This is a genomic window from Amycolatopsis sp. NBC_00348 (assembly GCF_036114655.1).
Classification (GTDB): domain Bacteria; phylum Actinomycetota; class Actinomycetes; order Mycobacteriales; family Pseudonocardiaceae; genus Amycolatopsis.
Genome location: NZ_CP107994.1, coordinates 2,083,421 through 2,099,635 on the forward strand (window position 1 = coordinate 2,083,421; position 16,215 = coordinate 2,099,635).

8 protein-coding genes are annotated in these 16,215 nt (G+C 73.5%); 1 reads left to right on the forward strand and 7 read right to left on the reverse strand.

Annotated elements, in window-relative coordinates; all coding sequences use genetic code 11:
* The first annotated feature begins 2 nt into the window (after positions 1-2).
* Positions 3-665, forward strand: coding sequence for an O-methyltransferase (locus tag OHS58_RS09345; protein ID WP_328647912.1), 663 nt, complete (start codon positions 3-5; stop codon positions 663-665).
* A 173-nt stretch (positions 666-838) separates the two neighbouring features.
* Here OHS58_RS09345 and OHS58_RS09350 read toward each other — a convergent pair whose 3' ends face one another.
* From OHS58_RS09350 to OHS58_RS09380, 7 genes are read right to left on the reverse strand one after another with little or no spacing between them, the layout of a single operon-like run.
* Complete coding sequence (locus OHS58_RS09350) at positions 839-1,915, reverse strand: HAD-IIIC family phosphatase (protein WP_328647913.1); 1,077 nt, start codon at positions 1,913-1,915, stop codon at positions 839-841.
* Positions 1,912-3,045 (reverse strand): acyl-CoA dehydrogenase family protein, encoded by a 1,134-nt coding sequence (locus OHS58_RS09355; RefSeq protein ID WP_328647914.1) that lies wholly within the window; start codon positions 3,043-3,045, stop codon positions 1,912-1,914. Before OHS58_RS09355 ends, OHS58_RS09350 begins: the two co-directional genes overlap by 4 nt.
* Complete coding sequence (locus OHS58_RS09360; protein WP_247052388.1) at positions 3,038-3,334, reverse strand: acyl carrier protein; 297 nt, start codon at positions 3,332-3,334, stop codon at positions 3,038-3,040. Before OHS58_RS09360 ends, OHS58_RS09355 begins: the two co-directional genes overlap by 8 nt.
* The gene (locus OHS58_RS09365; protein WP_326950200.1) at positions 3,331-4,185 is read right to left on the reverse strand and encodes a 3-hydroxyacyl-CoA dehydrogenase family protein; all 855 of its coding nucleotides are present in this window, start codon (positions 4,183-4,185) and stop codon (positions 3,331-3,333) included. The genes OHS58_RS09360 and OHS58_RS09365 overlap by 4 nt, the downstream gene beginning before the upstream one ends.
* On the reverse strand, positions 4,158-6,656 hold the full coding sequence (locus OHS58_RS09370; protein ID WP_328647915.1) for a type I polyketide synthase: 2,499 nt from the start codon (positions 6,654-6,656) through the stop codon (positions 4,158-4,160). The genes OHS58_RS09365 and OHS58_RS09370 overlap by 28 nt, the downstream gene beginning before the upstream one ends.
* Positions 6,657-6,705: 49 nt before the next feature.
* The gene (locus tag OHS58_RS09375) at positions 6,706-11,133 is read right to left on the reverse strand and encodes a MupA/Atu3671 family FMN-dependent luciferase-like monooxygenase (protein WP_328647916.1); all 4,428 of its coding nucleotides are present in this window, start codon (positions 11,131-11,133) and stop codon (positions 6,706-6,708) included.
* A complete protein-coding gene (locus OHS58_RS09380; protein WP_328647917.1) occupies positions 11,130-16,214 on the reverse strand; it encodes a non-ribosomal peptide synthetase in 5,085 nt (1,694 codons plus the stop codon). Before OHS58_RS09380 ends, OHS58_RS09375 begins: the two co-directional genes overlap by 4 nt.
* Between the last annotated feature and the right edge of the window lies 1 nt (position 16,215).

Genomic DNA, 16,215 nt, shown 5'->3' on the forward strand with positions numbered 1-16,215 from the left:
GCATGGCAGAACAGATCGTGGCGACACCGGAAATCCACGAGTACGTCCGCACGGTGTCCCTGCGGGATGACCCGCTGCTGGCCGAGCTCCGGGCGGTGACCGCCGGCCTGCCGGGCGGCTCGGCCATGCAGGTGATGGCCGAGGAGGGCCAGCTGCTGGCGCTGCTGGTCGGCTTGTCCGGGGCCAGGTCGGTGCTGGAGATCGGGACTTTCACCGGCTACAGCACGTTGTGCATGGCGCGGGCGCTGCCGCCGGACGGCGTCGTCGTCACCCTCGACCTCGACGGCCGGTGGCCCGCGATCGGCGCCGACTACTGGCAGCGCGCCGGAGTCGCCGAGCGCATCGAGGTTCGCATCGGCGACGCGGCGAAGACGCTGGCCACCCTCGCGGAAGAAGGCGGTGACGAGCGGTTCGACCTCGTGTTCATCGACGCGGACAAAGCCGGCTACGGGACGTACTACGAGGCAGCGCTCGGCCTGGTGCGGCGGGAAGGGCTGATCGTCATCGACAACACGCTCTTCTTCGGCCGGGTGGTCGACCCGGCCGTCCGGGACCCGGACACCGTCGCGGTCCGGGCGCTCAACTCGGCTCTGCGCGACGATCCGCGGGTGGACATCGCGATGCTCACGATGGCCGACGGGATCACCCTCGCTCGCAAGAGGTGACAGCTCGATCGGCCGCGGCCGGCGCCCTCGACGGGGCGCCGGCCGCGGTGCGTTGTCCCCTCGGACTCGCGGGTCGCGGCGGCTCGCCCGCCCGGCCGAAACGAACCGGCCGCTGCCCCCGGAGGGACAGCGGCCGGTTCGGCGCTGGCGCGGTGTGCTGCCGGGGCCGAGGATCAGGCCGTGGCCAGCCGCAACGCGGTCAGGTGCAGGGTGGTGGGTGCCGGGCGCGGGCTCGGAGTGAGGTGCAGGCGTCGCGTTTCCGCACTGTCCGGTGCCGGCAGTCCGGCGTGGCAGGCGCAGGGCTCGTCGGTGAACCCGGCGAACCGGTACGCGACGTCCATGATCCGGTTCCGGGCCGTCGGCCGGAAGTCCGCGACCAGGTGCGCGCCGGCCGTCGCCGCCTCGTCCACCAGCCAGTTCAGCACGGTCGCCCCCGCTCCGAAGGACACCACCCGGCACGAGGTGGCCAGGAGCTTCAGGTGCCACACCGCCGGGTCCTTCTCCAGCAGCGCGACACCGACCGCGCCGTGCGAGCCGAAGCGGTCGCTCATCGTCACCGCCAGGACCTCGTGGCGCGGATCGTCCAGAAGGGCACGCAGATCGGCGTCGGAGTAGTGGACGCCGGTCGCGTTCATCTGGCTCGTCCGCAGCGTCAGCTCCTCCATCCGGGACAGGTCGTCCGCCGTGGCGCGGCCGATCTCCATCACCAGCTCCAGCGAGCGCAGGAACGCCTCCGACGGCCCGTCGAACGACTCCTGCTCGGCCTGGCGGCGCACGTTCGACCGGTACATCTCGCGACGCCGGCGCGAGTCGGTCGTCACCGTGGCCGGCGTGTACTCGGGCAGGTCCAGCAGACCGGAAATCGACTCGGCCGGGTAGCAGCGCACCTCCGGCAGGTGAAACCCGACCTCCGCGCGCTCCGCCGGCTGGTCGTCGACGAAGGCGATCGTGTGGTGGGCGAACTTCAGCTCGTCGGCGATCGCGCGCACCGACGACGACTTCGGGCCCCAGCCGATCTTGGCGAGCACGAAGTACTCGGCGACGCCGAGGGCTTCGAGGCGCTCCCAGGCCGGGCCGTGGTCGTTCTTGCTGGCGACGGCCTGAAGGATGCCACGGGAGTCGAGACCGGTGATGGTGTCGCGGACGTGGTCGGCGATGACCACGTCGTCGTCCTCGAGCAGGGTGCCCTTCCACAGCGTGTTGTCCAGGTCCCAGACGACACACTTGACCGTGGTGATCGGTTCGCTCACTGCGCCTCCCGCCGTACCGGACCGGTCCCGGCCGCGAGGGCGTGCCTGGCGAGCTCGAGCCGGCAGATCTCACTGCTTCCCTCGATGATTTCCATCAGCTTGGCGTCCCGGTAGCCGCGGGCGACCACGTGGCCGTCCGACGCGCCCGCCGAGGCCATGATCTGCACGGCCGACGCGGTTCCGCGCACGGCCTCGGTCGCGCTCACGTGCTTCGCGAGGACGGTGGCGATCACCTGGTCGGGCGAGCCCGACTCCCAGCACTCGGCGGCGTGCCGGCACACGGCGGTGGCGACCTGCTCCGCGGTGTAGAGATCGGCGACCATCCGGGACACCAGCTGGTGCTCCGCGATGGGCTTGCCGAACTGCCGCCGGGCTTTCGCGTGCCCGGTCACCGCGCGGAGGCAGCCGCGCAGGATGCCGGCGCAGCCCCACGCCACCGACATCCGGCCGTAGGACAGTGCCGTCGTGATCAGGAACGGCAACGACAGCCCGGTGCCGCCGAGGACGTTCGCGGCCGGCACCCGGACGCCGTCCAGCCGGACGTGCGCGTGCCCGGCCGCGCGACAGCCGAGGGGGTGCGGGATCTTCTCGATCCGGACCCCCTCGGCGTCCGCCGGCACGACGACCGCCGCCGCGTCGCCACCGGCCTTCGCGACGACGACGATCAGGTCGGCGTACGTCGCGGCGGTGATCCACGTCTTGTGGCCGTCGACGACCACGGTGTCGCCGGCGAAACGCAGTTCGGCGGTCATCGCCCCGAGGTCGCTGCCGGCCTCGGGTTCGCTGAAGGCGACGGCCGCGAGCCGGCCGCCGGTCAGCTGCGGCAGGAACCGGGCCCGTTGTTCGCGGGTGCCCAGGCGCTGCACCATCCACGCCGCCATTCCCTGCGAGGTCATCACGCTGCGCACGGAACTGCACAGGCTCCCGGCGTACGCGGTCAGCTCCCCGCTCTCCTGGCCGAGCATGCCGAGGCCGCCGTGTTCCTTCGCCACCTCCGCGCAGAGGAAGCCGGCCGCACCGAGTCCACTCAGGACGGTGCGCGGGATCTCGCCCGCGATGTCCCAGGCGCCGGCGTTCTCCTCGACGAAGCGCCAGGTGTCCGCGTGGCCGGGGGGAAGCCCGTCAGACATCGCAGCCTGCGGCGGACTCCGCCCGGAGCCGGGCGGTCAGCGCGGCCATGCTCTTGACCGTGAGGAAGTTGAACAGCTGCAGGTCCGGTCCGGCCACCGTCACGGAGTAGGCCTGTTCCAGGAACACCACCAGCTGCATGGCGAACATGGAGTTGGCCACCCCGGTGGCGAAGAGGTCCTGGTCCGCCTCGGGCCGGGTCCCGGTCTGCTCGGCCACGAACCTGCTGATCTCGTCGATCACGGCGTCCGTGTCGAAGGTCGCCTTTTCGGTTTGCTGTTCCGAATTCATGACTTTGCCTCACTGTAGACGTAGAAGCCACGGCCGCTTTTCCGGCCGAGCTCACCCAGCCGGACTTTGTCCAGGAGAACCTTGCTGGGGCGGCACCGCTCGTCCCCGGTCCGGGCGTGCAGCGCGTTCAGGGCGTCGACGAGGTTGTCGATGCCGATCAGGTCCGCGGTGCGCAGCGGACCCGTCGGATGACCGAGGCAGCCCTGCATCAGGGTGTCCACCTCTTCGACGGTGGCGGTGCCGGCCCCGATCACCTGCGCGGCGTCGTTGATCATCGGGTGCAGGAGCCGGCTCGTCACGAAACCGGGTGCGTCGTTGACCACGACCGCACGCCGCCCGAGCCGGGTCAGCAGCGCCAGCACCGACTCGACGGTCCGGTCCGCGGTCTGCGGGCCGCGGATCACCTCGACCATCGCGATGAGGTACGCGGGGTTCATGAAGTGCGTCCCGATGAGGTCTTCCGGGCGGGGCACCCACGCCGCCATCTCGTCGATGGGGATGCCGGAGGTGTTGGAGATCAGGGGAGTCCCGGGCCGGACCAGGGCCGCGAGGCCGGCGAGCACCTCCGCCTTCTTCTCGGGCAGTTCGGTGACCGCCTCGATGATCACCGTCGCGTCCGCGGCGTCGCCCAGCGAAAGTGTCGTGCGCAGCTGCCCCGGGGCGCGCCCGGCCGGCAGCGCCCCCGTCAGCTGGGCGTGCCGCAGCCCGGTGGCGGACGCCGCGCGGGCGCGCTCCAGCACGCCCTCGTCGACGTCCACCAGCACCACGGGCAGGCCGTGCCCGACGACGAGCGTCGAGATCCCGGTGCCCATGACCCCCGCTCCTACGATGGCAACGAGCGGCTCGTCCATGACGCCTCCTCCAGTCCCAGGGGCTCGTAGCTGCCGGTGTCGGGCCCGATCCAGTAGCGGCGCCGCTGGAACGGGTAGCCCGGCAGCGACACCCGCCGCGGTCGCGCCGTGCCGTGCACGGCGTCCCAGTTGATGTCCACAGTGGACTGCCACAGCCTGCCGACGGTGTCGAGCAGGTGGGCCGGGCCGGACCGGCCCGCGTCCGCGGGTGGCAGTGCGGACAGGGCCGCCAGCTCCGTGATCCCCTGCCGTGCAACGGCTTCGGTCAGCACGCGGCCCGGGCCGAGTTCGAGCAGGATCCGGCCGCGCTCGCCGGCCAGCTCCCGCAGGCCGTCGGCGAACCGGTCCGGTCCGCGGAGGTGGCGGGCCCAGTAGGCGGGCTCCACGGCCTCCTCCGGGCCGATCCAGGTTCCGGTCACGCCGGAGATGTAGGGCACCTGCGGCGGTTTGAGCTCGTAGCCCGCCACCTCGCCGGCGAACTCGGCCGCGGGCAGGTCGGGCACGCCGTCCGCGCCGGCGCGGGAGCGGATCCCGGCGCCGGCGATGGTGAGGTCGACGGCGTCCGCCAGGTCCAGCACTCCGGCCAGGCAGGCCGCCACGTACTCTCCGTCACCCACGCCGATCATCGCGGCGGGCTCGACGCCCCACGACTGCCACAGCCGCGCGAGGGACCACTGCAGGGCGAAGGCCGCTGCCGCCCCGCCGCCCGGGTCGTCCGGACCGTCCACTGTGGACGGTAAGAGCAGCCGGCGCAGGTCGTACCCGAGCCGTGGCCGTGCCAGTTCGGCGCAGCGGTCCACCTGCTCGGCGAACACCGGCTCATCGCGGTAAATCTCCGCGGCGGCGTCCGGGCGGTGGGAGCCGCTGCCCGGGAACACGAAGACGACCTGCCGGGCGGGCACCACGCCGGTGGCGGACGCGGACCCGGCCAGCGTGTGGAGGGCGGCGACCGCCTCGGTCCGGTCGCGGCACACCAGGTGCCGGCGGACCGGGAATCCGGACCGGCCGGCCTGCAGGGTGTAGGCGACGTCCGCGATGTCCACGTCGTCGTGGCGATCCAGGTGGCCGGCGAGATTGCCGGCCGCGGCCGCCAGGGCCTTCCCGGTGCGCGCGGACAGCACGAGCACCTGCGACCCGCGTGCGGGCACGGCGTCCGGCCGCGCCGGCGCCTCCTCGAGCACCACGTGCGCGTTGGTGCCGCCGACGCCGAACGCGCTGACGCCGGCCCGTCGCGGTGTCGCGCCCCGGGGCCAGGGCCGGACGGTGGTCGGCACGTAGAACGGAGTGCGGTCCAGTACCAGCGCCGGGTTGGGCGTCTCGAAGTTGATGCTGGGCGGGATCTCGCCGTGTTCGAGGGCGAGCACGGCCCGGGCGAAACCCACCGCTCCGGCGGCCGCGTCCAGGTGACCGACGTTGGCTTTCACCGAGCCGAGTGCGCAGAACCCGCGTTCGCGGGTGTCGAAGGCCTTGGTCAGCCCGGCCACCTCGATCGGGTCGCCGAGCGGGGTGCCGGTGCCGTGCGCCTCGACGTAGCCGATGGTCTCCGACGGGACGCCGGCGACCGCGTGCGCGGTGGCGATCACCTCGGCCTGCGCCTGCATGTTCGGCGCGCTGAAGCCGAACTTCGTCGAGCCGTCGTTGTTGACCGCCGTACCCCGGATCACCGCGCGGATGTGGTCGCCGTCCGCGAGCGCGTCGCTCAGCCGGCGCAGCGCCACGACCGTGACGCCGTACCCGGGAATGGTCCCGCCGGCGGCGGCGTCGAAGGGCCGGCAGTGGCCGTCGCGGGCGAAGATCCCGCCCGCGACCAGCGGATAGCCGCCGATCAGCGGAATGGGCAGTGCGACCGCACCCGCCAGCGCCATGTCGCATTCGTGCCCCAGCAGCGCCTGGCAGGCGAGGTGGATGGCGACGAGCGACGTGGAACACGCCGTCTGGACGGTCATCGCGGGGCCACGCAGGTTGCACAGGTAGGCCGCCCGCGTCGCGAGGAAGTCCTTGTCGTTGTACGGCCGGGCGGAGAACGCCGCCAGCGACCGCCGGAACCGCGCGTTCGCGAGGAGGTTCAGCGGCAGGTACTTGTTGGCGAAGCACCCGGCGTAGACACCGACGGCGCCGTCGAACCGCGACGGGTCGTGTCCGGTGTCCTCGAGCGCGTGCCAGACGCACTCGACGAAGAGCCGCTGCTGGGGATCGCTGAGCTCCGCCTGTTGCGCGGTGTACCCGAAGAACTCCGCGTCGAACTGGTCGGCGTCGCCGACGACCGCGGCGGCGGGCACGTAGTCGGGGTGGGTCACCATCTCCGCCGGCCACCCGGCGTCGACCAGCTGCCGGGTGCTGAACCTGGTGACCGACTCGACGCCGTCTCGCTGGTTGCGCCAGAACTCCGCCATGGTGGCCGCTCCGGGCACCCGCCCGGCCAGCCCGACGACCGCGATCGGCTCCATCCCGTCTTCCGGTTCGGTGGTCACCGCAGGCCCCCCGTGGCTCGATGCCGGGTCGAACAGCTCACAGGCACGCTCACGTTCCCGCCTTTCCGTTGCGCCGCTTGGCGGTCTGGCCGGCGGCGCGGCGCGCGGCGGCCCGGGCGGCCCCGGCGCCGACCGCCTCGTCGGCCCCGCCGGCGGGCTTGCGGTCGATGGCCTCGGCCAGCGCCCGCGCGGACGGGTACCGGAACATGTCCACGAGTGAGAGCTCGCTTTCCCGGCGTTCGAGCAACCGGGCCCGGGCCACCACCACGAGCAGCGAGTTGCCGCCGAGCTCGAAGAAGCTGTCGTCCACGCCCACCCGGTCGACGCCGAGCACTTCCCGCCACACGTCGGCGACCAGCCGCTCGGTCGCGTTCGCGGGCGGCGCGTACGCCGTGGGTCCGTCGGGCCGCGCGGCCGACAGCTCGGGCAGCGCCCGGCGATCGACCTTGCCGTTCGGGGTCAGCGGCACCGTGTCGATCGGGTGGAACGCGCTGGGCACCATGTAGCCGGGCAACCGCGTGGCGAGGAAGGCCCGCAACTCGGCCGCGGTGGTCGGCCGGCCGGTGGCCGGGACGTAGTAGCCGACGATCCGTTGCTCCGCGCCGATGCCCCGGATGACCGCGACCGCCGAAGCGACTCCGGCGTGCCCGGCGAGCGCGGTCTCGATCTCGCCGAGCTCGATCCGGTGACCGTGCAGCTTCACCTGGTCGTCGACCCGGCCGAGGAACTCGAGCTCGCCGCCCGGAGCCCAGCGGGCCAGGTCGCCCGTCCGGTAGACCCGGGCGCCCGGCTCGGTGGCGAACGGATCGGGCTGGAAGCGTTCGGCGGTCACCTCCGTGCGGCCGAGGTACCCCCGGACCACACCGCTGCCGCCGAGCAGCAGCTCTCCGGGGACGCCCGCCGGGCACGGCCGCGTCTCGCGGTCGACCACGTAGGCCTGGACGTTCGCCAGCGGCCGCCCGATGCGCACCGGGCCGGCGCCGGGCCGGATCCGGGACGTCGTCGCCCAGACCGCGGCCTCGGTCGGTCCGTACATGTTGTGCACCGTGCCGCCGACGGCGCCGGCGAGTTCGCCGGCCAGGTCGGTGGGGAGCGCCTCGCCGCCGACCAGCAGCCGGCTGAGCCGGGGCAGCTCGGCTCGGGCGTCCTTGTCCGCCAGCAAGGCGCGGGCCAAGGACGGTGTGCACTGCAGGTGCGTCACCGCGTGCTCGCGCAGCTGGTCGGCGATCGGCGCTTCGGGTTCGGCGAGCGCGGCTTCCCGGCGTTCGCCGGTGATCTCCCGGACCGTCGTCAGGTGCGCCAGGGCGTCGAGTGTCGCCTGCTCGTCGACGCCGAAGTCGATCAGGCAGGCGACCTCGTCGACGCCGGCGGCCTTCATCCGGTCCACCGTGTCGGCGCAGACCTGCGGGGTGCCGAGCAGGCTGGCGGTGGCGAAGAACCGGTCGAACGCCCGGTCGACCAGCGCCCGCAGGTCCTCGGGGGGCAACGCCTTGAACTCCTCGGCGCTGCCGGTGGTGGCGCCGAGCGAGGCGATCAGGTCGAAGGAGGTCTCCAGGTACCGGCTCATCGGCTCCCGGACCAGCTCCCGCACCTCGTCGAGGTCCTGGCCGACGAAGGTGTGGACCATGACCGCCACGTGGCCGTCCCCGGGGCCGTGCCCGTGCTCGCGCCAGCTTTCGCGGTACAGCGCGATCTTTTCGCTCAGCTCCTCCAGGCTGTGCCCGAGGAGGTGGGTGAGCACCCCGGTGCCGGCCTCGCCGGCCATCCGGAAGGTCTCCGGATGACGGGCGCTGGTCAGCCACACCGGCAGCTCCGGCTGGACGGGCCGGGGGAACACGCCGACCTCGATCTCGGCGCCGGCGCCGTTGCGCCGCGGCACCTTCCCGCCACTCCACAGCTGCCGGACCTCCGCGAGCCCGTCGATCATCAGCTGCTTGCGCTTCTCGAACCGGTCCGGGGCGAGCGCGAAGTCGTTGGCGTGCCAGCCCGAAGCGAGCGAAACTCCCACCCGGCCTGCCGAAAGGTTGTCCACGACGGACCATTCCTCGGCCACCCGCACCGGGTCGTGCAACGGCAGCACCACGCTGCCCGCGCGGACCTGCACCCGCTCGGTGATCGCGGCGACGGCCGCGGCCATCACCGCGGGGTTCGGGTACAGCCCGCCGAACTGGTGGAAGTGGCGTTCGGGGGTCCAGACCGCCGTGAAGCCGTTGCGGTCGGCGAACTTCGCGCCCTCCAGGAGCAGGCGGTAGCGATCACCGGCGTTGGCCTCCGAGTCGCTGCCGAAGTAGAACAGGCTGAAGTCGATGTGGCGCGCGCGGGCCGTGGCGGCCGTGGCCGATTCCGCCTCGGCCGCGGCCGAGGGGAGGGGTGGCTCGCCGCGCAGCACGACGCGGTGGCCGCGTGTCAACGCCCACAGCAGCTCGACGACGGAGATGTCGAAGGAAACGCTCGTCACCGCGAGCCAGGTGCCGGGTTCGTCGGCCCCGAAGACCTCGTTCATCCCGGCGAAGAGGTTGACCACGTTGCGGTGGGTGACCATGACGCCCTTGGGTCGCCCGGTGGAGCCGGACGTGTAGATCACGTACGCCAGGTTGTCGGGGGTGGTCACCGCTGGCGAAGCGGCCGGCTCGATGTCCGGTGCCCCGGCCAGGTCGGGCACCAGCACCTGCTCGGCGCCGAGCCGCCGGGCGGAGGCGGCCGTTCCCGGGTCCGCCACGACCAGCCGCACGCCGGCGTCGCCGATCATGAACGCGAGCCGATCCCGCGGGTAGCCGGGATCCAGCGGCAGGTACGCCGCGCCCGCCTTGAGGATCCCCAGCAGGGTGACCACCAGCGTGGAGGTCCGGCCGAGGTGGACGCCGACCGGCTCGTCCGGCGCCACGCCGAGCCGGCGCAGGTCCGCGGCGACCCGCTCGGCGAGCCGGTCGAGCTCGCGATGGGTCAGGGTGGCGTCGGCGGCGACCACGGCGACGTCGTCGGGCGTCGCGGCCGCCTGCTCCGCCAGCACCTGGTGCACGAGGACGTCGTCGATCCCGGTCCGGGTCCCGGCCTGCCAGCCGGCCAGGGTGGCCAGCTCGGCCGGCGGCAGCACGGCCAGCTCGTCGACGGGCCGGTCCGGGGCCTGCGCGGCGGCGGTCACGACGCTGACGTACCGCTCGGCGATCCGCTCGGCCGTCGCGGCCTCGAACAGGTCCGTGTTGTACTCCAGCCGGCCGGTCAAGCCGGCGGGAGTGCGCGCGAGGCTCAGCGTGAGGTCGAACCGCGCCGTGCCGGTGTCGCCCAGCACCGGGCTCACCTCACAGCCGTCCAGGCGCAGTCCCGCACCCTCCTCTTCGTACCGGTAGCTGAACAGCACCTGGAACAACGGGTTCTGGGCGAGGTCGCGGTCGGGGTGCAGCTGTTCGACGAGCCGCTCGAACGGCAGGTCCTGATGGGCCAGCGCGCCCTTGACCTCGGTCCACAGCCGCTGGACCAGCTCCCGGAACGTCGGGCGCGACGCGACGTCGCAGCGGAGCACCAGGGTGTTGGTGAAGAACCCGATCAGCCCGGCCAGTTCGGGCCGTTCCCGCCCGGAGACCGGGGTGCCGACCACGACCTCGTCCTCGCCGGACTGGGCCCGCAGCAGCACCGCGAAGGCCGCGAGCAGGACGCTGAAGAGCGTGGCCCCTTCCGCCTGGCCCAGCTCCTCCAGCCGCCGGACCGCGTCGGCCGGCAGTTCGAACGAGAGCGCGGCGCCCCGGAAGGTCTGCACCGGCGGACGGGGGTGATCGGTGGGCAGGTGCCGCGTGGGCATGCCGGCGAGCCGGTCGGTCCAGTACCCCAGCAGCCGGTCGAGCTCGGGCCCGGCCAGCGTGCTCTGCTGCCATTCGGCGAAATCGGCGTACTGCGCAGGCAGGTCGGCCGCCGGCCGGTCCTCGCCGGCCAGCGCGGCCCGGTACCGCGCTTCGAGCTCCCGGCCCAGCACGCCGACCGACGGGGCGTCGCAGGCGAGGTGGTGCACGGTGATCAGCAGCCGGTGCCGCTCGTCGGCCAGGCGCAGCAGGCGGGCCCGGAGGACCCGGCCGGCCACCAGGTCGAACGGGGTGCCGGCCTCCTCGTCCGCGAGCCGCGTCACCTCGCCGGTCGACCGGCCGGGCGCGGTCAGGTCGACGACGGGGACGGACACCGGGCCGGGCGGCAGGACCACCTGGTGTGGTGTCCCGCCGGCCGACCGGAAGGCGGTGCGCAGGATCTCGTGCCGCCGCACGACTTCGGTCAGCGCCTGTTCGAGCGCTGCGACGTGCACCGGACCGGTGATGTCGTAACCGAGCGGGACGTTGTACACCGCACTTCCCGGCTGCAGCTGGTCGAGGAACCACAATCGCCGTTGCGCGTAGGAGAGCGGCGTCCGGCTGTCCTCTTCGGACCGTTGCTGGAGCAGGGCGGCGAGCCGGGCCCGCCGGTCCCCGGTCTCCGGTTCGATGGTCGTGCTCACTGCTGCACCCCGGTCCCCTCGGCCGTTCCTTCCGCGTCGAGCAGGAGCGACGCGACCTCCTCGTCGGTGAGCCGGTCGAGCTCGGACAGCAGCCGCGTGGCCGAGCGGCGGGTGACCGGCCGGATCGGGCCGGAACCCGGCGCCGGTCCGGCCGTCGCCACCGCGACGGCGTCCGCCAGGCTCGCCACGGTGGGGCGCTGGAGGAACCGCGCGATCGGCACCTCGACCCCGAACGCGTCGTTGACCTGGGTCACCAGCCGGGCCGCCAGCATGGAGTGGCCGCCCACACGGAAGAAGTCGTCCTCGCGGCCCACCGGCCGGTCGCGGAGCAACGCCGACGCGAGCTGCGCCACGCGTTCTTCCGTCGGCGTCCGCGGGACCTGCTCCGCCTCGGGGACGGCCGGGGTGCGCGGCGCGAGCTCGGCCAGCGCACCGTGGTCCACCTTGCCGTGTTCGGTGAGCGGCAGGGCGGGGAGCACCACGACGTCGGCCGGCACCATGTACGCGGGCAGCCGGTCTCGCAGGAAGGCCAGCAGTTCCTCGTCGGACGCGGTTTCGGTCCGGCCGTCGCGGCAGGCGTAGGCCACGAGCGAGGCGTCGGCCCCCTCCGTGAGCGCTCGGACGACGACCGCGGCGTCCCGCACGTCCGGGTGCTCCCGGAGCGTGGCCGCCACCTCTTCGGGCTCGATCCGGAACCCCCGGATCTTCACCTGCTCGTCGACCCGGCCGAGGAACTCCAGCTGCCCGTCGGGCAGCCAGCGAACCAGGTCGCCGGTGCGGTACAGGCGGGCGCCCGGCCGGGAGGCGAACGGATCGGCGGGGAAGCTCGCCGCGGTCAGCTCCGGGCGGTTCACGTAGCCGCGGGCCACCGCCGTGCCGCCGAGGTGCAGCTCGCCCCGGACCCCGGTCGGCACCGGCCGACCCTCGGCGTCCAGCACGTGGGCGTCGACGCCGGCGATGGGCCGCCCGATCGGCGGCCGCGGTCCGGCCGGCCCCGGCGGGACCAGGCCCGCCGTGGCCACCACGGTGTTCTCGGTCGGCCCGTAGTGGTTGTACAGCCGGAAGGGCAGACCTTCCGGAGGCGCGGCGGGCAACGCGTCGCCACCGGTCAGCAGGGCCCGCAACGCGGTGCCGGCGGGCCACGGCTCGGTGAGCACGGCCGCGGCGACCGGCGTGGGCAGGAACGCCACGGTGATCCGCTCTTCGGCGAGCCAGCGCACCAGTTCCGCAGGCGCCGCCCGCAGCTTCGGCGGGACGACGCAGAGCATGGCCCCCACCGCCAGGGTGGGCCAGATCTCCCACGTCGACGCGTCGAACCCGGGGCTCGCGAACAGCGCGGTCCGGTCCGCCGGCCCCAGGTCGTACTCGCGTTTGTGCCAGCCGACCAGGTTCGCCAGTCCCCGGTGGGGGAGGGCCACGCCCTTGGGCCGGCCGGTCGATCCCGACGTGTAGATGAGGTAGGCCAGCCGGTCCGGGGCCACCGGGTCGGCGGCCGGGGCGCTGCCGGCCGGGGCCTGGCCGGTGCGAGCGCTCAGGTCGAAGACCCGGAAGCTGCCGGAGGACGACGGCAGCCGCCGGTGCATTTCCGGCGTGGCAACGGCTTTCCGCACGCCCGCGTCCTGCAGCATGAAGGTGATCCGCTCCGCCGGGTAGCCCGGGTCGACGGGCAGGTAGCACCCGCCGGCCATGAGCACCGCGAGCTCGCCGATCACCAGCTCGACCGACCGGTCGGCGCACACCGCCACCGGTTCCTCGGCGGCGAGGCCGGCCTCCCGGAGCTCGCCGGCCAGCGTGCCGGCGCGCCGCCACAGTTCGCCGTAGGTGAGCTGCCCCTCCGGCCAGCTCACCGCCGCCGCGCCCGGCCGCGTCCGCACCTGCCGCTCGACCAGTTCGGTGACCGGCAAGGTGCCGGCCGGCACCGGCCCGTGGGCCCAGCCGTCGAGCTGCCCGGCCTCCGCCTCCTCGAGCAGGCGCAGCGCGCCCACCCGGGTGTCCGGCCTGGCCACCGCGTCGGCGAGCAGGGTCAGGTAGTGCGAGATCATCCGCGTCATGGTGGACTCGTCGAACAGGTCCGACGAGTGCTCCCAGATGATCGAGATGTCGTCGTCCTCGGGGCTGGGCGCCCGGCCGAGGCGCTGCTCGGCGCGGGGGATCACGATCACGTTGAGGTCGGACTTGGCCGTGCGGTTCGAGCGTTCGGTGACCCGGCCGGTGAGCCCGCCGAAGTCGATGTCCGGCACCGCGGAGTCGTGGAAGCTGAACATGACCTGGAACAGCGGGGTGCGCGACGGGTCGCGGGCCGGGTCGATCGCGTCGATCACCGCGTCCACCGGGGTGTCCGACCACGCCAGCGTCTCGGCCACCCCCCGGCGCACCTGCTCGAGCAGGTCGCCGAACGGCTGGTCGGGCGCCACCTTCGTGCGCAGGACCAGGGTGTTGACGAGCATGCCGAGCAACGGCTCCAGTTCGGGCACGTTCCGGTTCGCGGCGCCGGTCCCGACGAGCATGTCCCGCTGGCCCGTGTAGTGGTACAGCAACGCCGCGAAGCCGGCGTACATGGTGGCGAACAGCGAAACCCGGTGCTGCCGGCTGAAGGCGCGCAACGACCGCGACAGCTCGGCCGGGAGCAGGATCCGCGGCGCCCGGCCGCGGAAGCTCATCACCGGCGGCCGCGGGTGGTCGGTGGGCAGCTCCAGCGTGTCCGGCGCACCGGCCAGCCGGGCGGTCCAGTGGTCGACGTGCGCGCGGAGCACGTCGCCGCGCATCCAGTTCCGTTGCCAGTGCGCGTAGTCCGCGTACTGGACGGCCAGTTCGGGCAGCGGCGAGGGCTCTCCGGCGGCGAAGGCCGGGTAGAGGACACGCAGCTCGGACAGGAACATCGAGAGTGACCAGCCGTCGTGGACGAAGTGGTGTTCCACGTGCAGGAAGGTGTTCTGCTCGTTCTCGTGACGCAGCAGCACCCAGCGCGCCGGCGGCGGCCGGGTGAGGTCGAACGGCCGGCGCAGTTCCGCGGCGACGACGTCGTCGGCCTCCGCGGCCGGGACGTCGAGCACCTTGAACGGCGCCTCGGCCGCCGCCACGGGACGCTGGTGGCCGACGCCGTCGATCGAGACGAACGCCGTCCGCAGGATCTCGTGCCTGCGCACGATCTCGTTCAGCGCGGCGCGCAGGGCGTCGACGTTCACCGTGCCCTGCATCGACACCGTGGACTGGAAGTTGTAGGCCAGGTTGCCGGGGGAGAGCTGCTCGAAGAACCAGACCCGTTCCTGCGGCAGGGAAAGCGGGATGGGCCGGTCGCGGGGGAAACGGCGCAGCGGCGGCGGGATCGGCGCGATCAGCGGGGAGACGGGGTCCTGCCCGTCGGCCGCGGCCGCCCGCTCGTCGACGATGGCGGCGAGGCCGGCCACGGTCCGGGCCTCGAACAGCTCCGCCACGCTCACCGCGGCGTTCAGCTCGGTCGCGAGCGGGACCGCCAGCTTGCCGACGAGCAGCGAGTTCCCGCCCAGCGCGAAGAAGTCGTCGTCCACACCGATCTCGGTGATGCCGAGCAACCCGGCCACGATCCCGGCCACCGCGATCTCGGTCGCGGTGCGGGGCGCCACGACGTCGTCGGCCAGGCCGGCCGCGGCGCGGTCGGGCGCCGGCAGCGCTTGCCGGTCGACCTTGCCGTTGGGGGTCAGGGGCAGCGAGGGCAGCGCGACGATCGCGGCCGGCACCATGTACGCGGGCAGCCGGTCCGCGACGAACCCGACCAGCTCGGCGGGCGCGACGGGGGAGACCACGTAGGCGACCAGGCGCGCGTCCGGGCGGCCGGAGTGTTCGACGGCCACGAAGGCGTCCCGGACGCCCGGGTGCTGCTTGAGCACCGTGGCGATCTCGCCGGGTTCGATCCGGAACCCGCGGATCTTGGCCTGGTCGTCGTAGCGGCCGATGTACTCGAACACCCCGTCCGGCCGGCGGCGGACCTTGTCACCGGTGCGGTACATCCGCTGCCCGGGAACGGTGATGTCCGGCACGAACGCGGCTGCCGTGCTCGCCGGGTCGCCCAGGTAGCCGCGCGCCACGCAGTCGCCGGCCAGGCACATCTCGCCGGCCTCGCCGTCGGGCACGGGGTCGAGCCCGTCGAGCACGTAGCAGCGCACGCCGTCGACGGGCACGCCGATCGGCGGCGGCACGGGCCCGCCGGGAAGCACCTCGCAGGCCGTCACCTTCACCGTGGCTTCGGTGGGCCCGTAGAGGTTGACGACGGGGAACGGCAGTCCGGCCGGCACCCCGCGCTGCATCGCCGAGCCGCCGGTGTGCAGGAACCGGAGCGCGGTGTGCGCGGGCCAGGTCTCGTCGAGGATGGCCTCGGCCAGCGGGGTGGGCAGGAAGGTCACCGTGATCTGTTCGTCGGCCAGCCAGGCGGCGAGGTCGGGCGGCGACGTGCGGACCTCGGCGGGTGGTATCACCAGCGCGGCACCGGCGGTCAGGGTGAACCAGATGTCCTGGACCGAGACGTCGAACCCGGGACTGGCCAGCAGGGTGGACCGGTCGCTCCGCCGCGTCCGGTACGTGCGGTGGTGCCAGCGCATCAGGTTGGCCAGGCCCGCGTGGGTCACCGCGACGCCCTTCGGCTCGCCGGTGGAGCCCGACGTGTAGATCACGTACGCCAGTGCGGCGCCGGGCAGCCGGGGTGGTGCCGGGATGGCCGCCTCGGACGGTTCCCCGGTCAGGTCGACCACCAGGACGTCGTCGCCGAGCGGTGCGCCACCGGCCACCAACGGCTCGGTGCTGAGGACCGCGGCGGCGTGGGAGAGCGCCAGCACCTGGCGGATCCGCGCGGCCGGGTGGGCCGGGTCCAGCGGCAGGAAGGCCGCGCCCGCCAGCAGCACGGCCAGCTCCGCGACCACCAGTTCCGCCGACCGGTCGGCGTAGACGGCCACGACGCTGTCCTGGCCCACTCCTCGTTCGGTGAGCCGGGCCGCCAGAGCGGACGCGTGCGCGGCCAGGGTCCGGTAGGTCAGCCGCCGGTCGCCGTCCTGCACCGCGACCGCGTCCGGCGCTTCGACCACCTGGGCGTGGAATTCATCAAGCACCATC